At 47.9% G+C, this 25661-nt stretch carries 28 protein-coding genes and 1 pseudogene; 7 read left to right on the top strand and 22 right to left on the bottom strand.

Annotated elements, in window-relative coordinates; translation table 11 throughout:
- Positions 1 to 14: 14 nt before the first annotated feature.
- From JJU34_RS00190 to rfbC, 4 genes are all read right to left on the bottom strand, one after another.
- A complete protein-coding gene (locus JJU34_RS00190) occupies positions 15 to 1427 on the bottom strand; it encodes a tetratricopeptide repeat protein (protein WP_228690281.1) in 1413 nt (470 codons plus the stop codon).
- An 89-nt stretch (positions 1428 to 1516) separates the two neighbouring features.
- Entirely contained in the window at positions 1517 to 2494 is a 978-nt protein-coding gene (locus JJU34_RS00195) for an NAD-dependent epimerase/dehydratase family protein (RefSeq protein WP_228690282.1), read from the bottom strand.
- Positions 2491 to 3240 (bottom strand): CpsB/CapC family capsule biosynthesis tyrosine phosphatase, encoded by a 750-nt coding sequence (locus JJU34_RS00200; protein ID WP_228690387.1) that lies wholly within the window; start codon positions 3238 to 3240, stop codon positions 2491 to 2493. Before JJU34_RS00200 ends, JJU34_RS00195 begins: the two co-directional genes overlap by 4 nt.
- A complete protein-coding gene (gene rfbC, locus JJU34_RS00205; RefSeq protein ID WP_228690283.1) occupies positions 3240 to 3791 on the bottom strand; it encodes a dTDP-4-dehydrorhamnose 3,5-epimerase in 552 nt (183 codons plus the stop codon). Before rfbC ends, JJU34_RS00200 begins: the two co-directional genes overlap by 1 nt.
- A gap of 262 nt (positions 3792 to 4053) precedes the next feature.
- Here rfbC and hflX point away from each other — a divergent pair, with 262 nt between their 5' ends.
- The gene (gene hflX, locus JJU34_RS00210; RefSeq protein WP_228690284.1) at positions 4054 to 5331 is read left to right on the top strand and encodes a GTPase HflX; all 1278 of its coding nucleotides are present in this window, start codon (positions 4054 to 4056) and stop codon (positions 5329 to 5331) included.
- On the opposite strand, the gene JJU34_RS00215 is transcribed toward hflX, so the two are convergent.
- Entirely contained in the window at positions 5325 to 6716 is a 1392-nt protein-coding gene (locus JJU34_RS00215) for a tRNA/rRNA cytosine-C5-methylase (RefSeq protein ID WP_228690285.1), read from the bottom strand. The two genes, hflX and JJU34_RS00215, sit on opposite strands and share 7 nt — an antisense overlap.
- Before the next feature lie 133 nt (positions 6717 to 6849).
- On the opposite strand from JJU34_RS00215, the gene mtgA reads away from it, so the two are divergent.
- Positions 6850 to 7542, top strand: coding sequence for a monofunctional biosynthetic peptidoglycan transglycosylase (gene mtgA, locus JJU34_RS00220; protein ID WP_228690286.1), 693 nt, complete (start codon positions 6850 to 6852; stop codon positions 7540 to 7542).
- A 98-nt stretch (positions 7543 to 7640) separates the two neighbouring features.
- On the opposite strand, the gene JJU34_RS00225 is transcribed toward mtgA, so the two are convergent.
- The 7 genes from JJU34_RS00225 to JJU34_RS00255 form a co-directional block, all read right to left on the bottom strand.
- Positions 7641 to 8243, bottom strand: coding sequence for a DUF2179 domain-containing protein (locus tag JJU34_RS00225; RefSeq protein ID WP_228690287.1), 603 nt, complete (start codon positions 8241 to 8243; stop codon positions 7641 to 7643).
- Positions 8244 to 8283: 40 nt separating this feature from the next.
- Positions 8284 to 9459 (bottom strand): MFS transporter, encoded by a 1176-nt coding sequence (locus tag JJU34_RS00230; RefSeq protein WP_228690288.1) that lies wholly within the window; start codon positions 9457 to 9459, stop codon positions 8284 to 8286.
- Between the two features lie 351 nt (positions 9460 to 9810).
- Positions 9811 to 11718 carry a metallophosphoesterase gene (locus tag JJU34_RS00235; protein WP_228690289.1) on the bottom strand — a complete coding sequence of 636 codons (1908 nt, stop codon included), beginning with the start codon at positions 11716 to 11718 and terminating at the stop codon, positions 9811 to 9813.
- Positions 11719 to 11794: 76 nt separating this feature from the next.
- Positions 11795 to 12385: an LUD domain-containing protein gene (locus tag JJU34_RS00240; RefSeq protein ID WP_228690290.1), complete on the bottom strand. Its 591-nt coding sequence runs from the start codon at positions 12383 to 12385 to the stop codon at positions 11795 to 11797.
- Entirely contained in the window at positions 12382 to 13758 is a 1377-nt protein-coding gene (locus JJU34_RS00245) for a lactate utilization protein B (protein ID WP_228690291.1), read from the bottom strand. Before JJU34_RS00245 ends, JJU34_RS00240 begins: the two co-directional genes overlap by 4 nt.
- A gap of 6 nt (positions 13759 to 13764) precedes the next feature.
- Positions 13765 to 14496: a (Fe-S)-binding protein gene (locus tag JJU34_RS00250; RefSeq protein ID WP_228690292.1), complete on the bottom strand. Its 732-nt coding sequence runs from the start codon at positions 14494 to 14496 to the stop codon at positions 13765 to 13767.
- Positions 14497 to 14789: 293 nt separating this feature from the next.
- On the bottom strand, positions 14790 to 15503 hold the full coding sequence (locus JJU34_RS00255; protein ID WP_228690293.1) for an SGNH/GDSL hydrolase family protein: 714 nt from the start codon (positions 15501 to 15503) through the stop codon (positions 14790 to 14792).
- Between the two features lie 191 nt (positions 15504 to 15694).
- On the opposite strand from JJU34_RS00255, the gene JJU34_RS00260 reads away from it, so the two are divergent.
- Positions 15695 to 16633: a DUF1684 domain-containing protein gene (locus JJU34_RS00260; protein WP_228690294.1), complete on the top strand. Its 939-nt coding sequence runs from the start codon at positions 15695 to 15697 to the stop codon at positions 16631 to 16633.
- Positions 16634 to 16772: 139 nt separating this feature from the next.
- A pseudogene (locus JJU34_RS00265) lies at positions 16773 to 17158 on the top strand (hypothetical protein).
- A gap of 23 nt (positions 17159 to 17181) precedes the next feature.
- Here JJU34_RS00265 and JJU34_RS00270 read toward each other — a convergent pair.
- Genes JJU34_RS00270 through JJU34_RS00295 form a run of 6 tightly spaced genes read right to left on the bottom strand, consistent with a single transcriptional unit; the run spans position 17182 to position 21194 of the window.
- Positions 17182 to 17529, bottom strand: a complete 348-nt coding sequence (locus tag JJU34_RS00270; RefSeq protein ID WP_228690295.1) for a nucleotide pyrophosphohydrolase — start codon at positions 17527 to 17529, stop codon at positions 17182 to 17184.
- Positions 17495 to 19018: an ATP-binding cassette domain-containing protein gene (locus tag JJU34_RS00275; protein WP_228690296.1), complete on the bottom strand. Its 1524-nt coding sequence runs from the start codon at positions 19016 to 19018 to the stop codon at positions 17495 to 17497. Before JJU34_RS00275 ends, JJU34_RS00270 begins: the two co-directional genes overlap by 35 nt.
- A 33-nt stretch (positions 19019 to 19051) precedes the next feature.
- The gene (gene dtd / locus JJU34_RS00280) at positions 19052 to 19504 is read right to left on the bottom strand and encodes a D-aminoacyl-tRNA deacylase (RefSeq protein WP_228690297.1); all 453 of its coding nucleotides are present in this window, start codon (positions 19502 to 19504) and stop codon (positions 19052 to 19054) included.
- 10 nt (positions 19505 to 19514) lie between these two features.
- On the bottom strand, positions 19515 to 20234 hold the full coding sequence (locus tag JJU34_RS00285; RefSeq protein ID WP_228690298.1) for an oxidoreductase: 720 nt from the start codon (positions 20232 to 20234) through the stop codon (positions 19515 to 19517).
- Positions 20231 to 20662 (bottom strand): YkvA family protein, encoded by a 432-nt coding sequence (locus tag JJU34_RS00290; protein ID WP_228690299.1) that lies wholly within the window; start codon positions 20660 to 20662, stop codon positions 20231 to 20233. The genes JJU34_RS00285 and JJU34_RS00290 overlap by 4 nt, the downstream gene beginning before the upstream one ends.
- Before the next feature lie 10 nt (positions 20663 to 20672).
- Entirely contained in the window at positions 20673 to 21194 is a 522-nt protein-coding gene (locus JJU34_RS00295) for a hypothetical protein (protein WP_228690300.1), read from the bottom strand.
- Positions 21195 to 21306: 112 nt separating this feature from the next.
- Between JJU34_RS00295 and JJU34_RS00300 the strand changes: the two genes are divergently transcribed.
- Positions 21307 to 21621, top strand: a complete 315-nt coding sequence (locus JJU34_RS00300) for an iron-sulfur cluster assembly accessory protein (RefSeq protein ID WP_228690301.1) — start codon at positions 21307 to 21309, stop codon at positions 21619 to 21621.
- A gap of 11 nt (positions 21622 to 21632) precedes the next feature.
- Here the strand turns inward: JJU34_RS00300 and JJU34_RS00305 are convergent, their stop codons facing one another.
- The 4 genes from JJU34_RS00305 to JJU34_RS00320 form a co-directional block, all read right to left on the bottom strand.
- Positions 21633 to 22094, bottom strand: coding sequence for a DUF4268 domain-containing protein (locus JJU34_RS00305; protein WP_228690302.1), 462 nt, complete (start codon positions 22092 to 22094; stop codon positions 21633 to 21635).
- Positions 22095 to 22184: 90 nt separating this feature from the next.
- Positions 22185 to 22550: a dihydroneopterin aldolase gene (folB, locus tag JJU34_RS00310; protein WP_228690303.1), complete on the bottom strand. Its 366-nt coding sequence runs from the start codon at positions 22548 to 22550 to the stop codon at positions 22185 to 22187.
- Positions 22550 to 23395 carry a DivIVA domain-containing protein gene (locus JJU34_RS00315; protein ID WP_228690304.1) on the bottom strand — a complete coding sequence of 282 codons (846 nt, stop codon included), beginning with the start codon at positions 23393 to 23395 and terminating at the stop codon, positions 22550 to 22552. Before JJU34_RS00315 ends, folB begins: the two co-directional genes overlap by 1 nt.
- Before the next feature lie 5 nt (positions 23396 to 23400).
- Positions 23401 to 24309: a PQQ-binding-like beta-propeller repeat protein gene (locus JJU34_RS00320; RefSeq protein WP_228690305.1), complete on the bottom strand. Its 909-nt coding sequence runs from the start codon at positions 24307 to 24309 to the stop codon at positions 23401 to 23403.
- A gap of 40 nt (positions 24310 to 24349) precedes the next feature.
- Between JJU34_RS00320 and JJU34_RS00325 the strand changes: the two genes are divergently transcribed.
- Entirely contained in the window at positions 24350 to 24979 is a 630-nt protein-coding gene (locus JJU34_RS00325) for a 4'-phosphopantetheinyl transferase superfamily protein (protein WP_228690306.1), read from the top strand.
- Positions 24980 to 25069: 90 nt separating this feature from the next.
- The gene (locus tag JJU34_RS00330; RefSeq protein WP_228690307.1) at positions 25070 to 25660 is read left to right on the top strand and encodes a redoxin domain-containing protein; all 591 of its coding nucleotides are present in this window, start codon (positions 25070 to 25072) and stop codon (positions 25658 to 25660) included.
- The last annotated feature ends 1 nt before the right edge of the window (position 25661 follow it).

The following is a 25661-nucleotide window of genomic DNA, read 5'->3' on the forward strand; positions in this document are numbered from 1 at the left end:
AATAATAGGAAAACTTATTTGGTAAAATCGGTCCTATACTGGTTGATGATTTTATAAATGGCCTTTTGATGCTCCAGTTCCGGCATCAACTCAAATAAAATCACGTGTTTTTCAAACCCCAAAGTTAATGCATTTTCTAAAATTGAAAAGGCTTCTTTGTATTTCCCCGTCTTTATTAGGTATACCACTAGTCGGTAATATAGTTCGGCTTCCTCCGGCAATTCTTCCATGCCCTCTTTAATCACATCTTCCGCTTCCTCAAACCGGTTCTGGTCAAAATAGATAATGGAAAGGTTGATATAGGTCTCCAATATCCCCGGTTCTAGGTTAATCGCTTCCTCGTAAGCCTCAGAGCTTGCTTGAAGATTGCCTAGATTATACTCAGCTTCTGCCAATCCAACCCAATAGTTGGCATTTTCGTCTGAGATGTGAATCGCCTTTTTGAAATAGTGGATAGCTTCGAAATATTTCTTTTTCTTCAGCATGCACATGCCCATGCCAAACCACGCATCGTCGTATTCGGGATCCAACTTGGCTGACTTCTTGAAATATTTAAACGCCATGTCAATCTGATTCAGCTTTTCGTAGGCTGCACCTAGGTAGCAGCAGTTCTCCGAATTACTCCCCTCACAGTTGATCGTGTTTTGATAGGCTTCAAGCGCCAGGTCATACTGATTGGTATTCATCAATGCGTTGCCCATGTTAAAGTAGGCCGAGGCGAAGCTGTCATCAATCAGAATGGCATACTCATAGGCCGAAATGGCCTCCTCAAATTTCCCCAACCGGTTGTAAACCACACCCAAGTTGTACCAAGACCCGGCATTGTAGGGATCCTGATCGATGAATTCTTGGTAAAACTTGAGGATTTCATCAAATGACCCCTCCTCTTCGGTGATCATGGCAAGCTGAAAGAGGGCATCCTCGTGGTTGAGTTTCAGCGTGACACAGTCTTTGTACGACTGTATGGCTTTTTCTTTCTGCCCGTCTGCACGGTACACGTTGCCTAGGAGGTAGTGTACTTCTGCCTTGTCCTCTGCAACGGGCAGGTATCCCTCCAGCAATTCGATTGACTCACGGATACTACCCAGTAACGGGTAGGCATTTGCAAGTGCCAACACGATATCCTCATTGTTAGGAGAGATATTGTTAAGGTGTTCCAATATTTCTACACCCTCTTCGACATCATCCAAAAAAATCAACGCCTGTGCCCTCAGCAGCTTGATCTCTTGGGAAAACGGAAACCGCTCCAAGGCGATCTGACTGGCTTTGTGGGCCTTCTTAAATTTCAGATTATCCAGGTAAAACCTGACGATATCCTCCAGCTCCTCCTCTCCAAAATACAGGTCCAAATTGGACTTCAGGGAGTTTTCGAATCTTAGAACCAACTCCCGGTCCTGTTCTGAATGGTTTTCAAAATCTCCCGTCATTGAATATCTTTTCTGTTTAACACATAAGTTACCAAAATTTTTGGTAGACCATACAGGTTGGGTGATAAATTTCCAGGTATTTAAGTCTATTAAACGGGGATGCTTTTGCTTTCGTTCCCAGCCGCCCACAGAAGTGTTTCCTCCAATGGTCGGAACCGATAGGCGCTGAGACGCTGGGCTTTTTGGTTGTCATAAACCAGGGGCTTGTCCGAAATCAAGCCGTTGAGTCCGTCAAATCTACCGTAACTCTTTCGCTTAAAGAGAGATGGGATAAACTTCCTCCAGCCAATTGGTTTTTTCCCAGGAAGTTCTCTGTTACCGGATAGGAGGTTGAATGCCTCCTGCAGTTGGGCCAAAAACTCTCTGAAAGGAATGCTTTCTTTGTTGATGATATACCTGGCGTTCCAGTCTGCTTTCTGTACCAATCGGGCGATCCATTTACTAGCATCCCGAATGTCGATGTAGTTGAAATTTCCTGCCTCGGAACCGTACTGAGAACCTAACAAGTACCTATATATGCGTGCACTGGACCGAGAATCAGTTATTTTGGGTAGTAAGGTTGTTGGGTTAAAAACCATCACCTCCAGACCCTCCTGGGCACCTCTCCATACTTCAAGTTCTGCCAGATGCTTCGATACGGCATAGGGTGAGTTGAAGTCAGAGGTGGTCCACTTGTACTGTTCGTTGATAACATCGGTGTCTGGATCAATGCCCAATGCAGATGCAGAACTAATATATACCAATCTTTTGGTGCCCGCACTTAGCATAGCATTTACCAAGTTTGTGGTGCCTTCTGTGTTCACTTTCAGCAGTCTCTCTTCTTCTGGGGCGTTCACTGGCGTTAGTCCAGCTGCATGGACCACCATGTCCATGTCCTGTAGTGCATCTTCCAGTGACTGAAAATCGTTGATATCCCCTTCATGCCAACTGATTTGGCCTTCCAATCCATCCAACAGGTTTAACGGACTGTCTTTCCTTCTCAACCCATGTAAAGCACCTAGGTCTGCAAACTCCTTTGCCAGATAACTCCCCAAAAGGCCGGTGATGCCTGTGATTAATACCTTCATAGGGTGGAGTTAACCAACGGGAGGGACATCAGTTTTTCGTAGTATTTTTCGCTTGGCAGGTGTTCGAGTGCATCGAGGTACCGGTGGTTGTGGCAATCAGTGCCCACTACTTTTACCAACCCCATATCGATCAGTTTTTCAGCAAATTTTTTCACTGGCTTGGAGTAATATCCAGTGATTGAAAGCAAATTTAGCTGAAAGTAGATATTACGCTCCGCCAAAGACTCTAACAGAGTAGGGTTTTGATGCAGGTAGAGGTACCGCTCCGGATGTGCATAGATGGGTTTGTATCCGGCCGTCTCTAGTCGAAAAAGGGTATCCTCGAGGATGTGTGCCTTGTTCATGAAGCCGGTTTCTACCAATATCATGTTGTCCCCAAAGGTCAAAAGGGGTTCTTTTTTAAGGACTTTGTCATAAAACAGCTCGTCGAGATAATACTCCGCAGCCGCTTCCAGATGGATATTGATCCCCTCTTTGTTGACTGCCTTTCTGAGAGCCTGCAGGCCGGATTGAATGATTTCCGGTGTGTTTTTGTAAAACTCACTCATCACGTGTGGCGTAATGATAAGCTTCTGAAGTCCCCAGTCTGCCAGACGGCTGATTAGCTCTAGGGATTCGTCCATTGTTTGAGCCCCATCGTCTACGCCCGGAATGAGATGGCTATGCATGTCTGTCTTCATCCAAGACAGGTCCAGGGTGAGTTCTTCTTTGGTTTTCTTTTTCTTAAATAGATCTAGTAGTGACATCAAAGTCCTCCTCCACTCATTTTTTCAAATTCGTCTAAGGTGGGTAGCGCCAGGTCTTTGTCCGAAAGCACTGGATTAGATACTCCCCATTTTATATTTAGTCGGCTATCATCCCAGATAATTCCCCCTTCGCTTGCTTTATGGTACAGGTTGGAACATTTATATGAAAAGATAGCGTCTTCCCATACAGCGAACCCATGCGCAAAACCTTTAGGAATATAGAGCATATTCTGTAGGTTTGCATCCAATACGACGGCATGATACTGGCCGAATGTGGGAGATCCTTTTCGCAGATCCACACATACATCGAGCACTTTGCCAACGATTACCCGGGCCAGCTTGGCCTGCGCAAATTCGCCGGACTGAAAGTGTAGTCCCCGCACGATATCCCGCTCCGAAAAGGATTGATTATCTTGCATCCAAACAGTGGGTAAGCCGTGTTTTTCAAAGACATCTTGCTTATACGTCTCTAAGAAATAGCCTCGGTCGTCCCTGAATATTCGAGGGTAAATTTCAAGTACATCTTTAATGGGAGTTTCACGTATCTCCATGGGTGCGGTGTAGCTAACTGATTTTAGTATCACACAATCGAGCGATGGTCAACCTTCACGTTTGCGCATCACCCGTACTTTCTGCGTATTTTCGCCCAAAATTAGCTAAATTTAACCTGCTAAAATAGCAATAGAGTTAATTTTGTGGCTTGTAGCCGATTTGGGCATGGGGTTTGACCGCCCTAACGCTACACAACCAACGAAAAAGACCTGTAAAGGTTAGCAACTCAAAGGAGTTTTTCATACGTAAGAAGAAACATACATGAATAAATACACGAAGAAGTTAAAAAAGTTGATCGATACCGCTCCGGAGCAAGAAAAAGCGGTGTTGGTGGCACTAATTCATCAGCAGGACACCGAACGTTTGATTCAAGAGCACCTGGATGAACTGGCCCTATTAACCGAGACATTGGGGGCCAAAGCCATCCACCGATTTACCCAACGGCTGGAGAAACCCGATATTCGGACATTCGTCGGTTCAGGCAAGCTGGAGGAGATCAAGTCCTATATTGAGTTTTTTGAAGTGGACATGATCATCTTCGACGATGACCTATCTCCCTCGCAGATGCGTAACCTGGAAAATGAATTGAAGATTAAAGTGTACGACCGGTCTTTGCTGATCCTCGATATTTTTCTTCAACGGGCGCAGACGGCCCAGGCAAAAACTCAGGTGGAACTGGCCCGATATCAATATTTGCTTCCCCGGCTTACGCGGATGTGGACCCACTTGGAGCGGCAACGGGGCGGAACTTCCACCCGTGGCGGTGCCGGTGAGAAGGAAATTGAGACAGATAAGCGTGATATACGTGCCAAAATCACCCTTTTAAAGGAAAAACTCGACAGGATCGAAAAACAAGGCATCACACAGCGGAAGGGCCGAAAGGGAATCGTGCGCGTCGCCATGGTAGGATACACCAACGTAGGTAAAAGTACGCTGATGCGGCTAATGACCAAAGCAGACGTGCTGGCAGAAGACAAACTTTTTGCCACGGTAGATTCCACGGTACGAAAGGTGGTGCTGGAAAACCTCCCCTTTTTGCTCTCCGACACGGTAGGGTTTATTCGGAAATTGCCCACTCACCTAATCGAGTCGTTTAAATCGACGCTTGCAGAAATCAAAGAGGCTGACTTATTGGTGCATGTAGTGGATGTATCGCATCCCGGATTTCAGGATCAGATCAACGTGGTAAATCAAACCCTCAACGAATTGGGTGCAGGTGACAAGCCTGTGGTTTTGGTGTTCAACAAAATTGACATTGCACCGAAAATGCCTGACGAAGAAACGCTTATGCAAATGAGTGAGCTAGAGGTCGAAGAGGCTGGTTACATCGATTTTGAAAAACTTGAGCAAAGCTATGCCAAGAAATTGGCCATCAAGCCAGTCTTTATGGCAGCAGAGTCCGGAGTAAATGTTGAAGAGTTTCGAAGCGTCCTGACAGGAGAAGTGAAAAAGATACACCAGAAAATATATCCCCACTACCTGGAAGACGAGGTATTCGACTTATCCCGCTTCAACGACGAGGACGAGGATGCCTATTGAGCCATACGTATTCTCCATTCCTTGGGGTAATAATTGTTGATCCGGTTTCCCAAATTCTTAACCCAGCCCAAAGGTTGCTGTTGATAGGTAATTAACACCCAGCCGATCGAGGGAAGCTCTATTGGAAGGTTTTCTTTGCGGAGAAATTGGATAGCCTGTTCCAACGTGACCTCCGCTGTATGGATTCCTTCTTTTGGAAGGATAGACATGGCCCACTCATGGCTGGGAATCCACTGATTGTGGTTCATCTCTCCCAGGGCAATTCCCATATAGCGTAGGTTTAGGTGCTGCGCGATACATTCAAATGTTGCTTGGAATTTCATGGGAAATAAAAAAAAACCACCGCCCAAAGCGTAGAGTGCCTCCTCTCCTACGGTAGGCACCTGCCTTACCAACTCTTCATTGATCTGACGGGTGGCTACTCGTTTGAGGTGGGGATGCCGAAATTCCTTTTGCAGCTTGGGTGAAGCACTGACCGATGATGCGGTCCTTTTCATCACGCTGATGAAAAAGCCTTCGCCCCGTACTTTGTGCGGAAAAAAGCGGTAGCCGAAATAGTCCCCTGCAAGGGTTTTTACTTCGCTTTCCTGGATCCCCCAATCCTCTGATAGGGGTATGCGCACAGGCTCGTAGGAAAACTCCTCTGCTAGAAAGCGGATGTTTTCCTCGTTTTCCGTTTCATTGTAGGTACAGGTAGCATATACCAGGTATCCCCCCGCCTTTGGAAGTATCCCGACCTCGTCAAGGATTCGCTGTTGCCGTATCGCACAGTGCGTCACATGGTCTGTTGACCATTCGGCTATGGCGTTTGGGTCTTTACGAAACATTCCCTCTCCCGAACAGGGAGCATCCACCAGAACCAAATCAAATAAGCCCGCCAGTGGCTGGAAATGCGATGCATCGTTTTGGGTGACAACCGTGTTCCCAATACCCCATTTGACGATATTTTCTTTGAGAATCTGTGCCCTGCCCGATATCACTTCGTTGGCTACGAGCAATCCTTCCCTCCCTAAATAGGAAGCCAGTAAAGTGGATTTTCCGCCCGGCGCTGCGCATAGATCCAAGAATACCCCGTCCTTTGGTGCCGAAAGGCTGGATAGCATGTGAGACAGAAAAGTGGAGGAAGCTTCCTGTACATAGTAAGTACCCGCATGAAACAACGGATCTAAGGTAAATGATGGGCGTTGACTCAGGTATAGAGCGTCCGAACACCAGGGTACCGGAAGGGTGTCAGTAAATTGAGCCACAGGCTTAAAAGGGTTCAACCGCACGGAAGTGGGCGTATCTTCTTTCAAAGCGGCTAAAAAGGAAGGGATTTCACCGGCTTCCAAGACAGGCGCAAGGGATCGGAGGAAAGGCTGCGGTAGTGGTGAATCTATTTCCATAATTTTAGGGGCTTTCGTGGGGCTCACAGATTGACTGCATGGCAAAAATAGATTTTATCGGACACTATGCATCACGAACACTGCATTTATACCTAAATTAGCCCCATGGTCACCATCGGTTCATTCAACTAGTATGTGGAAAAAACTCAGAAAAATCGCGGTGTTTTTGGCTCAGCTTCTGTTGGGTCTGTTGATTTTTTCTTGGGTCATGGTAGCAGTTTATCGGTTTGTACCTGTATGGATTACGCCATTGATGGTGATCCGCGTAGCCGAGTCACTGTTTGGACCGGAGGAGTTTTCAGGAGTACACCAATCCTGGGTTTCCTACGAGCGCATTTCACCCCATGTGGTACTGGCTGTGATTGCGGCCGAAGATCAGAAATTCCCAACCCATCGTGGCTTTGACTGGGAGGCAATTGCAGAAGCCAGAAAAGAGATATCCACCGGCAAACGATTCCGTGGCGGGAGTACAATTACCAATCAAACCGCTAAAAACGTATTTCTATGGCCTGCAAGAAACCTATTCAGAAAGGGGTTAGAGTCCTATTTCTCTTTGCTCATCGAATACGTGTGGGGCAAGCGCCGCATCATGGAAGTTTACCTGAACGTAATCGAAATGGGTGATGGGCTGTACGGTATAGAAGAGGCTGCTCAGCGGTATTTCAAAAAATCCGCGGCAGATCTCACCCGTCAGGAAGCTGCCTTAATCGCAGCCGTATTGCCCAACCCAAGACGTTGGAGTCCGGCACAGCCCACCAGCTATATCCGAAACCGGCAGACTTGGATTTTGAGAAATATGCGTAACCTGGGGCAGGTGGAGCTTTAGGCATTTTCTGCTGGTCTAGCTCGGTGATACTTGGTTTAGACAGGTATTATTGCCCAGATCACTAGAATGTTGGGGCAGGAGGTTTGCCTATGGGGGTGCTATTTGCGTATTTTTCCTAGCAGGCGTACGGCAAAGTTTGGGCGGTCTTCCGTCATGCTAAAGTCGTCCTCGCTTACCCGCTTCACACTTTCGATGGTATAGAAGGCCTTTTCGTTTACGGTTTTCACTTTTGCTACAAAATCCTTCAGGTTTTCGCGTTTCAGCACCGTAAATAGCAGTTGCACCCTGCCGTAGCGGCCCTCCGCTCCCACAATCGTGAAGCGGTGTTCTTTTTCCTTCATGTATTCCACCAACTGCGGCATCGGTTCAGGGGTAATCACCCGCACCAGTACCCTACCCAGGGCCAACTTTTCCTCGATGGTCATACCCACCCAGATACCCATGGCAAACCCGCCCGAGTAGGCAATGTATGAGAGTGGGTTGTTGATGTTTTGGAATATCTGCCCGATAGCCAACAGCCAGATCATCGCCTCAAAAAAACCCATGATCGGCGCGATATATTTTTTTCCGGACATCACAAAAACGATCCGAAGGGTATTGATAGACACATCCCCGATTCTCGCCAGGAAGATCAGAAGTGGCATGATCACATAGGTGAAGACGTTTTCAGAAATTCCGAAGGTAGACAGGTACTCTTGCATGGCAAAGGATTTGGTATCACACAAAGTTACCTATTAACCACTAAACCTTCTTATTCTTACCCGCAAAATAACCAAATCCCCCGAAGAACAGCGAAGTAATCAGTACCAGGTAGATCAAGTGATCCCAGTTTTGCCATTGATCCATCGCCATGCCAAATAGTACCGGTCCCAATGCAGCTAGGTAGTATCCGGTAGACTGGGCCATCCCGGAAAGTGCCGCAGTCGTTCGGTCGTTTGCTGTTCTCAGCGTGATCAGGGTATAGGCCATGCTCAGACTGGCTCCCATACAGAGTCCCGCAAGGGATATGCCAGCGATATTCCAGACGATTGCTGGTGAAAACAGCAACCCATACCCCACCAGGTAACAACCTCCCAGTACAAGGATCATCTGGGATTGCTCACGAGAACGAACGGCTATAATAGGTGCCAAAAAGGTCCCGATTAAGGCCACCAGTTGCATGAGAGATATTATAAGACCTGCGTTTACCGGAGTCACACCACGGGAGATAAACAGATCAGGCAGCCAAGTAATCAGGGTAAAAAAAAGCAGCGACTGAACCCCCATGAAAAGGGATACTTGCCAGGCAAGTTTGGATTTCCAGACGTTTACGATCGGACTGTTGCTCTGGATAGGATTTACCGTTTTCTGGGGTTTGACCTGTGGTAGCCAAATGACGATGGCAACTACTAAGAGGACTATCCAAGCAACCAGCGATCCCCGCCAGCCCAATGAAAAGTCCACTGCTAAAGGGACGCTGACGGCGGAGCCAATTGCGGCAACCAGTGTCATCACCGTGGCATAGATACCTGTTATCTTCCCTACTTTTTCGGGCATGCGTACTTTTACCAAGGGGATGAGGAGGACATTGCAGATCACGATGCCAATCCCAGTCAGGCCTGTGCCCAGAAATAGCAAAAAGGGTCCACCAGTCACCCGTACCAAGATACCAATTGCAATGATGATCATCCCAAGTAGGATTGCCCGCGCATAGCCCATACGCCGGCCAATGGATGCCGAAAACAAAGAAAAAGTCGCAAACGTGATCAAGGGCAAGGTGGTCAAAAAGCCGGCAAGGCCGTTGGATAGACCCAAGTCGGCGCGTATCATGGGAATCAACGGCCCCACAGTCGTGATGCTTGGCCTGAGGGTGGCAGCAACCAAGATAATCCCTAATAGCAAATGGCTGGGCTGGGTTTGGGGTAGTCGGTTTACCATTTGGGCAAAATTAAGGTAAAAAGGCAGTGATTGGTCAATCCAGGTGGGATATTTAGTACATCATCTTCGTGTGCATATTATGGCTTCGAAAAGTTTAAAAAAATGGGGGTTAAAAAATATTCGAAACAATAACCCCCGATTTTAATCCATAAAAACATCCAGTTTGAAAAGTTGCTTAATCACCCGATGTAAAGGTAGGCCATTGATTTGGTTTAAAAAATACCCTGATCGGGGTATTTTTCAGGTTTTTTGGGTCATTTTCTGTCCGTTTTTGAACAATTTTCGATAACGAAGTAAGATTTCTCATTTTTTTGGGCATTTTGGTGACTATAAAGGGCTATAAACCTTGGGTTACTGCTCGATGAAAAAGCGCCATTGTTCCGCGGGTTCCCGCAGCCCGCTTGGGTGTACAAGTTCTAAACTACCATAGGCATCGTACCGATCAGGGAGGTGGTATTCGATTCGAAACGGGTGGAGTCCTTTCTCCAGCAACACCTCCCCGGTGATACCGACCTCCCTCGTATTCTCCTCGATGAGGAGTTGATCGTGTAAGTAGAAGCGGAAAAGCTGATAGGCATGGCCTTTAAATCGGTAGTATCCGCTTTCAGGTATGGATAGATAGCCGGTAAGTTCCGCTCCCCAGTTATTCGCACGGCGTGGAAGGAGATTCCAGTCATAGCTATCGATTATGCCGCTTGCGGTTTGCTGTAATTGGGAGGATAGTGGAGCCTTGGGGTCTGATAATTTTCCGGTGTAGTAGATATATCGTAGCCCCGACTTCGGATTGCTTACCGAAGCAGGTTTCAACGCAGCCATATGTTCAAAGCGATAACTCCCAACCGGCCCGGCTCCCTGTTTATTGAAGGCGATTGCCTGGAGGTGAGTGGTTTCGCGGATGGTGATAGGTTTGCTATACCTTGGAGACTTCCTGGAGGGAATGCTGCCATCTGTAGTATAGAACAATTCGTCATCACCATGGGCGGTGCTCAAAGCGACGTTCAGCGGCTGCGAAAATTTTCGCTGCGGGGTGCTAGGTGCCGGTGTAGTCGGAGCGAGTGCTGAAGCTGGGCTTTTGGGTCGAGGTGCTAGAAGTTCGAACTGGTCAAAGAGGCTACCGTATTGATCAATAGCCTGGTACTGTAGGTGATTTCCGTTAATAGCGATGTACGCATAGTGGTGGAGTGTGCGTACCTTGTTGGTAAACCATGTACGGGTAGGTGCGGCCTTTTCCAAGCCACCTCCAGAACCACCTAAGATGAAATACCTCACGCCATTCTTTTCTACTACCCGGCCATTTAAGATAGGCCAGGTCCGCTCATACATGTGCAAATGGCCCGAAAACACCATATCCACGCCATATTTTTCATATAGAGGTACCAACAGACGGGCCTCATCGTCTCCCTGTTCCGAACTTTCGTACTGGGTGTTGCCATAGTCATTTTCTTCGGAGGAGTAAGGCGGATGATGCTGCACCACAAATTTCCAAGTTGCCTGAGAGGTCGCGAGCGCCCTTTCCAGCCATAGGTAAAGTGGTGTGCCTGGCTTTTGATACTGATCTGTATCGATCATGAAAAAATCTGCATTGCCGTAGCTAAAGGTATAATAGTGCTCCGGGTCGGGATTTTTCATGTACTGGTAATAGTAGGCTGCATCGTGCTCGTGATTCCCCAGAGTGGAAAAAATGGGGATCTGCTTCATAAAGTGCTTGGCAGGCGCGAAAAATTCCTGTATCCATTCGTTTTTGCGGTAACCGAGTCCTACGAGATCTCCTGCATGTACCGCAAAATTTGGACGCTCCTCGAAGGCGTGATGAGTGACGTTGGCCCAGACTTCGGGGTTGTTTTGAGAGTCAGAAAACACCGTGAACGCAAAGGCGCTTTCTTTGTGTACGGCTGTTCGGAACGGGATAACATCACTCTGAATGGTATCGCCTGCCTCGGTGACTGACAAGACCCGATAGAAGTAGTTGGTTTCCGCTTCGAGTGAGGTAAGCGTGACCTCGTGCATGGTCTGGTGCTGTGAATTTCCGACACTTTCTGAAAGGATGGCCTTCCCCGTGTTGAACTGAGATGGTCCATACATCACCTGGGTCGATGCGGGATGGGTGGTTTCCCAAAGTATGGAAATTTCCGTCTGGGTGCTATATTGCAGGTAGGGGTGTATCAAAAACCCTGGCCTATTGTCTGGGTGCTGCTGCGCAAACAGGAGTCCTGTGGCAACAAATAGGAAAGTGGAAAGGAGGGGAAGTGTTCGGTTCATGGAGGTGAAGATACGGCTTAGTGGATACCCGTAATACTTCTTTCCTCCTAATTAAGGCCCCTGATGCGTGTATCAATTAGTCCTCATGCACCAAAAATACCGTCATACTCCTAGGTCCGTGAGCGCCTATTACCAGAGACTGCTCTATATCTGCCGTTTTTGAAGGCCCTGCGATAAATACACCGTAGCCGGGGCTGTTTACCTGAACTTTTTCATAAACGGCATGCATGTCCCCCAGTAGGTAGCTACTAGAGATCACGACTGCCAAGTGCTGTGCTATAAACGGTAGGACCCTGTGTACTAGGTTTTCCTCGGGCATCCATATCGCAGCGTTCTCGGCTGCCGACCAAGTACCTTCTAACACAGCCAGTTCCACCGCCTCTAGATCGTGGGGATCGGAAATGGTACTAAGATCCACGGTACTGCTTACTTCAGACACCGTGGAAACCACTTGGAGGCCTTTTTCGGTATGTTCGCGTAGGTAGCTGCTAATTTCCGCCCGGCTTTTGATCCGGATGGTTTTTCCCCCATTTAGCCTGCTAGCTTCCTGAAAACGCTCGAACAAAACTTCTTGGGAGGGACTCTCGAATGAAAGGTGATCGGGTAATTGGGTTGGGGCCGGCTTATTTGCTTTTGCGGCGGCAAGTATTTGTTCCCTACTGCTCATTTTTTTCGGTTTTTCTGGTACCACTCTTTGAAACTTTCTTTCGGTACTGCCGGAAGGTCGCGTTTTTTGCCCCAAGCATTCAACTTCGAATATATCAGGCTGTCCGGTGTGATCTTCAGCATGATGCGGGCACTTTTACCCATAAAATTATACCAAGCGGGACTTCCTAGTACTTTACCAGCAAGCTTCATCGACCATTTTTTGGCCAACTGCGGATGCCCTTCCTTCGCAATGACCTGACGCCACTTGTATAATTGTTCGTGGATGTTGATTTTTACGGGGCATACATCGGAACAGGAACCACACAGTGTAGAGGCAAAGGGAAGTGTACTGTATTTGTTGAGATCTATACCTGGTGATAGAATGGATCCTATGGGGCCCGGTACGGTGGATCCATAACTAAACCCACTGCTGCGGCGATAGATGGGGCAGGTATTCATACAGGCACCGCAACGAATGCATTTTAGGGAATTTCGGAAATCCTCCCGTCCAAGCTGCGTGGTTCTACCGTTATCCACCAGGATGAGGTACATTTTTCTGCCCGGTGCGGGGCGATGAAAGTGGGAGGAATAATTGGTGATGCTTTGTCCAGTGGCACTCCTAGCCAGTAAGCGAAGGTATACGCCCAGGTCTGCTGCCCGGGGAATCAATTTTTCAATGCCCATACAGGCGATGTGCACATCTGCCAAGTGGGTGCCCATATCGGCATTTCCCTCGTTGGTACAAACAACAAATCCGCCCGTCTCGGCAATTCCAAAGTTCACACCGGTGATGGCGGCATTGGCCTGAATAAACTTCTCACGCAAGTGGATGCGTGCAGCTTCTGTCAGGTACCCCGGGTCCTCGGCCCCCTCTTCGGTGCCCAGGTGCTTGTGGAATATTTCTCCGATCTCCTTTTTCTTCAGGTGGATGGCCGGCATGACGATATGGCTAGGTACCTGATGGTTGAATTGGATGATCCGTTCGCCTAGGTCCGTATCCACCACGTCGTACCCTTTTTCTTCCAAAAAATGGTTTAGACCACATTCTTCCGTCAGGATAGATTTGCTTTTTACGAGCTTTTTGACCTGGTTTTCCTGAAGGATCCGGTAGACGTGCTCGTTGTGCTCCTTGCCGTCTTTGGCCCAGAGGACGGTGATTCCGTTTGCTTTGGCATTTTTTTCAAACTGAACCAGCAGTTCGTCCAAATGGGAGAGTACGTAGTCTTTTATCTGAGAAGCTTGGTTGCGGAGGGTCTCCCACTCTGGTAGCTTTTGGGCGGAGGTATCCCTTTTTTGCCGCACATGCCAGAGGGTCTCGTCGTGCCAGTGGGTTCTCGCTTCGTCCTTTAAGAACTCTTCGGCGGCAGCCGCATGGGTTTTTGGTGATGACATGGTCGTTTAGGTTTTTGAGAGCGTGGTTCCGTTCAGGATTTCAGCTATGTGGAGGATCTTGACGGGACTTTTTTGTCGTTTGAGCAATCCCTCTAGGTGCATGAGGCAGGACATATCTGCCCCAGTGATTACCTCCACCTCTTTGCCGAGGTGATCGGCTATGCGGTCCTTTCCCATCTGTACGGATATACCTTCCTCAAAGACGGCAAAGGTTCCGCCAAAACCGCAGCATTCATCCTTTCGGTCGAGGGTAACCAACTGTAGGTTGGCAACTTTTGCCAATAGGCTTTCCGGCTTATTAAAGTCCTCGCCCACAATTTCGGAAGGCTTGGCGAGCCGTAATCCACGCAATCCGTGGCAGCTAGAGTGAAATCCCACCTTGTGGGGAAAACTTACGCCCAGCTCTTCCACCTGTAGCACGTCCGTGAGGAACTCGCAAAGTTCGTAAATCTGAGGGCCACTGCCATCGTGGGCCAGAACGTGTTCTTTGACGTGAAGTGTGCAACTTCCTGACGGGGCCACGATGTAGTCATACCCCGCAAAGGTCTTCGTGAAGTGGTCAGAGGTTCCATCACTGAAATGCGCATAGCCCGAGTTGGCCATGGGTTGTCCGCAGCAGGTTTGGTTCTGGGGGTAATCTACGTTTACGCCCAGTTTTTCCAATAGCTCAAGGGTAGCTATGGCCACCGAAGGGTAAAACTGATCTACGTAGCAGGGTATAAACAATCCAACTTTCATGGGTTAGGTTTTCAATGGTACAACATGCCCTAAGGGCGATAGTTTGAGCTAGCACCTTTAAAGATAGCAATAAAGGGAAAAAGGGGCAGTGGATAAAATGATTTTTGATACAAATACACCCGTTGGGTTTTTTCCTCAGGTCCAAAATTAGGGGATATGTGTGAAATACTATCCTGTACTGTGCTGATGGATTTGGCCCCAGTGGACTGGCATGGGAATGGTCTGGGATATTGAACCAGGCAGTTTGATCAGGATCTTACGGTCGGGCGGTCGCCGTACTTCGAAATGGATGCTCACTCGAAATAGGTAAAGATCTCGTCAGCGATCAATTGGTGGCCGTTTTTATTTGGGTGGTTTACCTGCGACATGAAATGCGTAAGACTATCACCTGCGATAATTCGGTCCTTGAACAATTGATAGCTGTCTACTAATCCAACTCCATGGGCTTCTGCCAGTCTGACGACCTGATCTCTGTGCTGTTCCAATTCATTATTCGGCTCGAATATATCGATTCGCTGGTCGGGCGATGGTGTAAGTAGAATAACCTTAAGCTGATGATCCAAGGCCTTTTTAATCATTTCGTTCCAAGCCTGGAAGGCATTTTCCAATCCAATCCCACGATCATTCAGTGAATAATCGATGAAGAGAATGTCTGGATGGTGTGTCAGTACCTCGGCGTCAAATCTTTTTCCACCATTGACAGCGTGCTCTCCCCCAATTGCTGTATTGATCACATTTATTACGGCATAAGGGTATTGTTCTTTCAATTTTATCAGCAAGAGGAAAGGATACGAATCCAGTGTATTTACGGTGGGCGTTTTGAAGTACCCCGCTGGAACCGAATGGCCATGAAAGACCAGGTTGATGGTCCTATTTTCCGGCCACTTTTTCTCCAATTCGGCTTTTATTTCCTGTAAATAGCTCGATTTATTCTCAATCCTATTTTCAGGTTTTGGGTTTAATGATGCCAGCATAATAATGATGATGGCGTAAATGAGTTTTTGCATACGTGTAGGTTGTTGCCGGCAGGTGTGTCATTCGGGTCTAGACGCTGTACCAGAGTAGTAAGTTAACGGATTTCTGCTAAATTTACCCCGATCGAATGGTAATTTACCTCTTGGCATCTAAGACTTGGGCTCAGTACTACGTTCATTCGATTTTTGAGGAAGTGTTTTAGTATTGCTAATTTTACGGGCCTATGGACCTATATGCTATTAGTTTGAACTCCCCTGCGAACAGATCGGTGTTTCTATTTGCCCTACTGTTTTTGGTTTTCGGACTTTCCTGCACTACCCAAGAAAGTCGGCTGCAAATTTCGGATAGTGAACACGAAGCGGATATGGCTACCTGGGAGGATTTGCGAAGGGAGGCGTTGACCGCAGAGGACGGCTGGTTAAACCTAATCGGACTGGAATGGTTAACTCCCGGATTAAACAGGATGGGATCCGGCGAAGCGCTTGAGGTGCCTTTGCCACATGAGGCTTTCCCTTCAGAATTAGGGGTTTTTGATTGGTCGGCTCATCAGGTTTTTTTCGAGGCAACCGTAGATGGGGTACAAATGGACGGGCAGCAAGTGGTGGGAAAGGTTTTGGTGTTTGATGCCGACACGGGATTGTCGCCTCTCATGGCGTTTGAATCGCTTCGTTGGCAACTCATTCAGCGGGGGGATCGCATAGGAGTCCGCTTGAGGCATCTGGATTCAGAGGTTGTTCGGAATTTTCAGGGAGTAGACCGATTCCCTCGTCAGATCGGCTGGCGCAAGGTGGGCATGTTTACACCCTACGAACCCCACAAACTGGTTCCATTGGCCAATGTGCTGGGGCAGACCCTTCCTACTCCGGCGCTTGGCACGGTAGACTTTGAAGCCGAGGGGAAAAGATTTCAGCTCGATGCGTTTGAAGAAGGGGAAGAGCTTTTTTTGATTTTTGCCGATGAGAGCAGCGGCAGATCTACCTATGGGGGAGGGAGATATCTCTATGCGGAAAAGCCTGATGCGGAAGGCAGGGTAATTTTGGATTTTAACAAAGCCATCAACCCACCATGTGTGTTCACCCCGTTCGCGACCTGTCCCTTGCCTCCGAAGCAAAATATCGTGGAACTGCTCATCGAGGCAGGAGAGATGGCCACGTATCAGTGAAGGGCATGTTGGGATTATTAGTTGGTGGGTGACTTTAAATGTGTCAAATACTTTACCTGAGTCTATAGTCCAATAAATCTCATAATTTTGTGCACTGTTACTTTGTTATAGGTGGTCATCCAATTATTCAAGTTAAACTATGTCAATAACTAAAGAATCAGAGCTTATCGGGATGAAGCGGGTAAGCGAAGCAGTTGCATGTACGCTTAGGGAGATGATTGGCTTCGCCCGGCCTGGTATGGCCACAAAGCAGCTAGATGACTTTGGGGCAGAAATTTACACGAACAACCCGATGAGCTTTTAAATCACAGAAACAAATTTGACCAAAGGCGATTCAAGAAGAATTCGGTTGTAGCTATTGAAACGTTTATTTCAACGGCTTCCACGTACGCAGTTGAGCAGCGAGATGGTTGGACACTAGTCGGTGATAGAGGGGGCTTTATGGCTCAACATGAACATACGATCGTCGTAACAGACCATATGCCGATCATTTTGACGGAGAGCAATGGATTATGGTCCGATTGAGCCGCTTCGATGCCAGCTTTTCTCTACTGTAGCTTTTCATTTTCCTTATGCCGGTCCTTGTCTCGGGTGGATTTCTTCTCAAAGTTCTTTTCCAGTGCTGCACTTAGGTCTATACCGGTTTGGTTAGCGAGGCATATAAGCACCCAAAGTACATCGGCCATTTCGTCAGCGAGGTCTTTATCCCGGTCACTTTGCTTAAAGGACTGTTCTCCGTATTTGCGTGCGACAATTCGCGCCACCTCCCCGACCTCTTCTGTCAGAATGGCCATGTTCGTCAGCTCGTTAAAATAACGGACACCAGTGGTGTTGATCCATTCATCTACGCGCTTCTGCGCTTCAGCGATGGTTAGGGGATTGGATTTGTTTTGCATGGATTCGTTTGCCATTTTCCAAGAGTATTTCTTTATCTACTGATTCGGGAATGTCGTCTGCGTAGTGGCTTACATAGACCAGCCCGATCGGTGCCTCCCGACAGATATGGTCTACAATGTGTTTGAAGCGGGTCCGCTGTTCATCGTCCATTCCTTGGGCTGCTTCATCCAATATCAGCAAGGCAGGCTTTTTGATCATGGCTCTGGCCAATAGACAAAACCGCTGATCTTCGAGGCTGGCTTGATGCAGCAGGAGACGCTGTACGTGTGGTATCTGAAGGGCGGCGAGCCAGTGCTTGGCCATTTCGGTTTGTTCCGGTGTTGCCTGCCGAAAGAGGCCCATCGTATCAAACAATCCGGAAAGGACTACCTTGAGGCAGGTTTGGTTTTGGGGAAAGTACCTGCTAAGCTCGGGAGACACGAAGCCAACCGGTCGCTTGATATCCCATATAGATTCCCCCGTGCCCCGTTTGCGGTCAAACAAGGAAAAATCGTTGGCGTAGGCTTGGGGGTTTTCTCCGAGCAGCAAGCTGATCAGGGTGGATTTCCCAGCGCCATTGTGGCCTTTGAGTGCCCATCGCTCGCCGGGTTTGACGGTCCACTGCACGGTATCCAGCAATAGCTTGTCGCCGTATCGAATAGAAACGTCGCGCAGTTCGATGAGATTTTTGTAGGGAACCGACGGATAGTCGCTGATCAAAGCTTTGATATGCGCAGTCTCTTCTGGAGAAACTGCCGGTTTTTCCACCGTCAGGCTTGATCGGTCCGGCACAGGAAGTAGGTTTCCCTGACTGATTTTACCCACATGGGTGATCGCTTTTGGGATCTCCTCCGGGGAGGTAGTCATTACTACCTGAATGCCAGATCCTATGATTTGATCCAGGATGCCGTCGAATGCCTGGCGCGTCGCCAGGTCAAGTCCCGTGAGCGGCCGGTCCATTAGAAAGAGTTTGGGATTTTTTAGTAGTGCAACGGCAATGGCCAGTCTGCGGGTTTCTCCATTGGAGAGTTTGATCAGTGATTTCTCGGCAAGGGGGGTCAGGCCCAGCAGGGCCATGGTATTTTCCTTGTTCCAGTACCCGGGTCGTTTTCCTTCCGTTTGGTCTAGGTAGTTGGAGACGGTATCGGCTTCTTCGGATTCGCTGCTGTTGAACCGTTGCTGGTAATAAAACTCCTGTACGTTGGACTTATTCTTAAATGTATAGGCTTGGGAAACAAAAGACACCAAGTCGCGAAAGCTATTTACTTTGCCCTGCTTGGACTGTTCCTCCTGATAGATTTGGGAAAAAAACCGCGTTATTCGCCCCTGGGTGATGGAGGTGCGTCCATACAGGGTTTCGAGAAAAGCCGTCTTTTCGGCGCCTGAGGCAGCAAGTATGGCCCAATGCTCTCCGGTCTGCATCGAAAAGTCCAGTCCTTGAAAAAGGACTTTGTCGTTTTTACGAATGGTAGCGTTTTCAATGGTTAAAAAGGGTAGATTCTGGTGCATATTCGTGGTAAAAATCCGCTGGAAATTCTTGTCTTACACTTTGTTTTTGGAGTCAAGGATGATGGTTACGGGCCCATCGTTTACCAATGCTACCTGCATATTGGCACCAAACTCACCGGTTTCAATAGACTTGCCCATTTCCCCTATCAGTGCAGCGATGGTTTTTTCGTACAGTGGGATGGCTATATCCGGCTTTGCGGCCTTGATGTAGGACGGGCGATTGCCTTTTTTGGTGCTGGCGTGTAAGGTAAACTGACTGATGAGCAGCAGGTCTCCCGCTGCCTCTAGGATGCTCCGGTTCATGACCCCTTGATCATCTGGGAAAATACGCATCTGCACAATTTTACGACTGATCCACTGTATATCCTCCTCATTATCGGCGTCTTCAATCCCTAGCAATACGAGCAGACCGATCCCGATTTTTCCGCGTATCTCTCCGGAAATCGCGACCGATGCTTCTGAAACGCGCTGTAATACGGCTATCATCGGCAATGGGTTAAAGTTGATGCATCTCCTCGTTGGAAACGGTTTCTATCATTTTCACAGAGGACCGTTTTGCATAGATCAGCATGGCCTTGGCCACTTGATGGTCGTAGATAGGCTTGTACTTTTTGAGGACCCCAAGGGCAGTGATACCCCGCATGACCAGGGATCCGATTTCCTCTCCCAGCCTGGATTCGCGGCGGTTTCCGAGCAATACCGATGGCTGAAATATCGCGAGGTAGTGAAAAGCGATCAGCTTGAGATCGTCCTCGGTTTCGCCCTTCACGCGGCTGTAGAATACGCTGGATTGCGGATTAGCCCCAACGGAACTCACGTACATAAATTTGCTGGTTCCCTGATGATAGGCCCATTGGGCAAAGTCAACTACATAGTCGTGGTCTATCTGGTAAAACGCATCCCGGGATCCAGCTTTCTTGATGGTGGTGCCCAACGAACAAAAGCCGTGTATCTCCACCGACTTCTCTTCCAGCCATCCGATCAACGCATGATAGTCACCTCCCATATTTCGCTGCCGGATTTTCTCGATCAGGTTGGTAAGGTGCAATCTTTCAAAATCCACGGTCACCTGGATTAGTTTTTCGTGTTTGATGGCTAGTTCACGCCTACCAAATGAGATAACATACGTATACTCGGGGTCCTTGAACAACTGATGAAGCACCTGCATGCCTACCAGTCCAGATCCCCCAGCAACAAACGCGATCTTTTTTATCATAATCTGATATCCGTTTTAGGTCGGTTTTGCTCCCAAAACAGGAACTTTTCAATGTCTGCCTGTAGGCTTTTGTATATACCCAAAAGCACGGATAAGTCGTCCACGTAGCCTACAAAGGGTATAAAGTCCGGAACCATATCTAAGGGTAGCGCGAAGTAAAACAGCCCTAGGACCAGCAATCCCAACGAGCGGCTGGAGAGGCTTTTGTAGTCTCCCTTGATGTGGGCTGTGAGCATTCGAACGAATATTTCTAGTTGTATACGCGCACCTGCCACCAGCGGTGTTTCCATCAGTTCGTACGTTTTTAAGCGTACTCGGTAGATTAGTTCCCTTAGCTTCGATTCCGAGGCGGCGATGCGCTGCGCCTTTGCAAAGTAGATTGCTTTTGCTTTCTCGAAGACCTGCTGGTACTCTTCCTTTATGTTCATAGTTGGCAAGTTAGAAATATACCTGGATTTCGGATTTTATTTTTTTGCGGGCGCCTGCTATCACATCATTTTCGCTTTCCAGAGAAAGCTGAAAAATCCGCTTGGCAAGTTCAATACCCTGTGCTTCCGGAGCCAATCCCTTATTGGCCCGATTGATCAGCGTGATGACCTGTTCTACAGCGTTTCGCACGTCTTCCCAAGCTTCGTCGGAAAAGTACACTTGCTGGGAAAGGTTGTGATTAAACTCCTCGCGCACTTCGTTTATCAACAGCACATAGAGCTCGGATGCGGCTAGCCCTCCTTGGTTAATGCGCCGCACCAGATTGTTTGGTGTGATGCGTTCCAGCAGAAGACAAAGTCGCTCGGCCGCCTGTACCCGAAGGGGCAGGATAGTGTCGGTGTTTTTGGTTTTGAGTTCGAGTACACGCTTCTCCCATTCTTTTTTCAAAAAAGAAATGGTTACAATATACATGCCGTAAACCGCCAAACCGGCGGGCAACAAAACCTTTAAAAGTTCCGAGATAAATTCCATGTTTTGTAGTATTAACGTTCTAATATCTTAAATCTATGCTTCCCATGCTATAGGTGTCGGTTTTTTCTACCGTATCTTTGAACCTTTAGACGCACAAAGGAATTTATTTGTCATGTTGAATCCAATAAGTATTTCGGCAAAGGCACTGGATGAAATCAAAAACATCATGCTCCATAAAAACATTCCCGGCGAATATACACTACGGGTGGGTGTTAAGGGCGGCGGATGCGGAGGTGTATCTTACATGCTGGGCTTTGATAAGCCCAAGACCGATGATCAGGTGTTTGAATGGGAGGGTTTGGAGATTCTCATTGAGAAAAAACACGTGATGTTTTTGATGGGTATGCACATCGATTTCTTTGAGAGTAGCGAAGCCCGGGGATTTACGTTTATCAATCCGGAGGTACCTAAACGGCACGATGCCTGAATCGCACCCTTTCAAATAAGTCCTTCGAATCCATATTTCATAGTAGACCAGAACGCATCTAGGGCGATGATACGGGGCTTTAAGAAAGAAATGATGTCTCCCCATTGTGCCTGATCCATCACACTTACCAGATTCAGGCGTTTTTCGATCTTGGCTATGGGCTGCCCCGACTCCGTGAGGGCGTGCAGTTCCCAGTCCCAAGGTTCGCCCAGCTCTGTGTGCAGGATTTTTTCAAATTGTCGGAACTGGTCAAAAAACAATTCCCGGATATCTGGGTCAGGATGGACAATTTCTATCCCTATGGAGGCAAAGTTTCGCTCGGCTTTCATCCGGAAATAGATTCCCTTGATACCGGTTTTGTAGTTCTGCCATTGCAGTCGTGTACCTTCGGCGGATGGTACGGGTTTCATGTATAAGCCAAATGCCGTCCAAAACGCTTGCTTTATTTTGCTAACTTGGTTTCGTGTATACATACGGAAAAAACGGATCGCAGCGATGTATCAGAGGTTTTCCAGGCGAAAGGAGCTATACATCAAATCCCGTCCCATGGCCATTTCGTGCTATCAGCTGTAATCGGCGGGATAACTGACTTCTACCACCGAATAGTTTACTACGCCTCCTAGGGCGGGATTGTGTTTTTTGATAATAATGTCTATCTCCTTCAGTGAAGGGTAGGCCTTGAGGATATCCTGTATCATCCGATGAGCGAGGTGCTCCAATAGCTTTACCGGTTCCTGCATGTGGGATTTGGCAATCTGGTAGATTCGAAAATAGTCAACAGTAGCCTTTAAATCATCCTCCAGCATAGCCCGGGTGAAGTCTGTGTTCACATGGATGTCTACTGTAAAACGGTTTCCGAGTTTCTTCTCTTCCGAAAAAACCCCGTGGTAGGCATGAAACTCAATGCCTTCAAGCGATACCCTTCCCATCAATCAAACTGGTCAAAAAACGAACCGGTTCCGTTTCCCTTCTTCGTGGAGGCACTGCCGGATGGCGCGGACTTTTCGTCTTTTTCCCTCTGCTCAGGCCCCTCATCAGGTATCTCTGCTTCGGCTTCCTCGCTACGGATAGATTCCTCATCGACTACTTCGGATGCTTCATCCCCCTCGGTGTAGAGCCTTTCTACGTCCGGAATTTCCGGTTTCAGTATCAGTTCCATTTCCGGTTCATAATCTTCCGGTTCTTCGGCTGCCGATAGCGTGCCTCCTTCGAGGAGTTGTTTTACTTGTTGTTTGGGAATAGAGAGATCAATCTGCTGAAAATTTTCTTGGGAGAGACGGATATTTTCCAGGGTGTCCTGCGCCAGATTTCTGAGGTTGCCCAGCAGGATTTCCCGTTGGCTGAGTAATTGTTCGTAGGCGTCGGAGAGCATAGATACTCCCTCTTTGAGATCTTCAATCACGCCTTTGGATTTGGATTCCGCCTGCTCTTGCAAGTTTTTGGCTTTGTTTCTGGCGTCCGATTTCAGCAAATCGGCTTCCATATGGGCTTCCTTTAGGATCAGATCGGCGGTGTTTTTGGCATGTTCAATGATGGTTTCACCGGTGTCTTCTGCGGTTTTTAGAGTTCTGAAGAGGGACTGTTCAATTTCCCGTAGCTTTTGAGCCTCTTTATCGGCATGTTCAAATTTCAGTTGGAGTGTCTTTTGCTCATCCAGAACTTTTTCCCATTCTTGGGATAGGTAGGTCAAAAAAGCGGAAACTTCCTCCTTATCGTAGCCTCTGATTTGTTTTTCAAAGGTTTTCTGACGGATATCCAAAGGTGTTATCTTCATACGTGTTACACTTCTATGTTCCAAATTGATGCGGTACGGTCATCACTCACTGCCACTACATGTCCGTTGTACCGGCTCCAAAAAAGCTTGTTTACCGAGGTGCCGTGTCCGGCATGGCGTCCTTTGTCGATTACTTTCAGGAGTTGATACTTATGGGCGTCCCATAGTTTAATGGACTTGTCCATACTACAAGTTACAAAATATCTGCCATCATCCCGAAAAGATAGGTAATTAATCGCAAACATGTGGGCTACGATGGTTTTTTCCAAGTTAAAATTGGCCGCATTCCAGATGTTGAGGTGGGCGTCTCTGCCACCACTTAGGAGGGTACTGCCGTCTGGAGAATATCCCAGTGCAAAGACGGAATTGCGATGTTGGTCCAACTTAGCCACGGGGCTAAAGTCGGTGCTATTCAAGATTTTTACAGAATGGTCGGAAGATCCTATGGCCAAATGTCCCGTACTTGGATTTGTTGCCAGAGAGCGAAGGGCGGCGTCACTGAGTTTGATATGTTTGAGGGGAGATCTTTCTTCCATATCTACCACGATCAGAACGCCGTCTCCGGTAGCCACATGCAATAGCCCTCCGGAGATCTTCAAGTCAAAGATGGGTTGGGAGGTCAGTTTGAGTGACCACAGCTCTTTTTTATCGGTAAGATCTATTACGTGGATTCCCTCAAAATTATGCCCGATCACCAGCAAGTTACGCGCATGGTCTACCGTCAGCGCATAGACAGAATGGGGGAGTTTGGCGATCAGTTTCCCGTCCTTTGGATGATCCATATCCCATTCCACCACATACCCATCCCCGGCGCCTGTGTAAAAAAAACGCGGGTTTACCCCCTCCGATAGTGCATAGATGGAATGATTGTGGCCTGCAAGTGTATGTAGTTTATTTACTGTGATTTTTGACATATATTGCACCTAATTTATCACCACCCCTCCTCGTTTACGCATGCAAACAAAATTAGAAAAAATTAGTCCGTTATCGGCTTTTGCGGTCAATAATATTCATGACCTTCACGATCGGGACTTGGATTTTTTGAGTTTTAGAGAGAAACTTTCCTTTGCCAACATCAGCCATCCCCAAAAACGGCTGGAATGGAAAGGTGCCCGTTTAGCGGTAAAATCAGCTCTGGACTTGATACCACTTCCCTATCCGGGGTTTTATAAGGACTCCCACGGAAAATCCTACTCCATGGATGGTTACGGCCATGTATCGCTGTCTCACTGTACGCACGTGGCTGCGGCGATTTTCCATCGGGAGATGCCTGTGGGAATCGACCTGGAAATGATCCGGGAGAAGACAGTAACCGTTGGCCACAAGTTTTTGCAGGAAGCAGAGATGGAGTTTTTGGAACAGGATGTGCTGCTGCACACCATCGCATGGTCCGCCAAAGAATCAATCTTCAAATGCCAAGGAAGAAAAGGCATTAGCCTGAGGCAGCATATCTCCCTGCAGCGTTTTGATGCAGATACCGAGGTCATCAAAGGTAGGATCTCAGGCACGGGCACTTCCGATCACCACTATGAAGTACGGGTGATGGTGGAGGGAGATATGGTACTCACGTACACTATTTGGTAAAAAAACGCCGTAATGCAGTGAATCCCGCAGAATTTGCCTAATTTTTGTGGGGGAACGCCGTATGGAGGCATAGCAGACTCCCGAAAAAAAATGATACAGGTAATTAGGACACTGGTATTGGTTGGGTTATCCATGTCATTGGTACTCATGGGTAAGGCTCAGCGGCTGTCGGATATTGAGTTGCAGGATGCGGTTTCCGGGGAGGTATTCTCGTTAAAAGAACACCGCTCTGCCAAAGCCGTGGTGCTTATATTTTCCAGTTTGGGCTGCCCCTTTGCCAAACTTTATGAAGAACGCATCCGGTTATTGCACGAGGAGTATGCCGGGCAGGGTTTTGTGTTTGCCCTGGTAAATCCGCACGCGGGGCGGGGAACTGGTGAAAATCAAGCCGATATGGCGAAGCGTGCAGAGGAGAAAGGATATCCCATGCCCTATCTCATGGATACCGACCAAGAGATGACCCGGTATCTGGAGGTAACCAAGATTCCGGAGGCGGTAGTAATCAGCAATGGTCCGACGGGCTATTCGGTGGTTTACAAGGGGGCGATCGACAACAATCCCCAGTCTGCCGACAATGCCCAGATGAAGTACCTTGATGCTGCGTTGGGAAATATCCTGGCTCGCAAAAATCCCAGCCCGGCAGCTACGAGGGCAGTGGGTTGTAATGTTCGTTTGCAATAGC

It is taken from the genome of Lunatimonas sp., from assembly GCF_020832325.1.
Classification (GTDB): domain Bacteria; phylum Bacteroidota; class Bacteroidia; order Cytophagales; family Cyclobacteriaceae; genus Lunatimonas.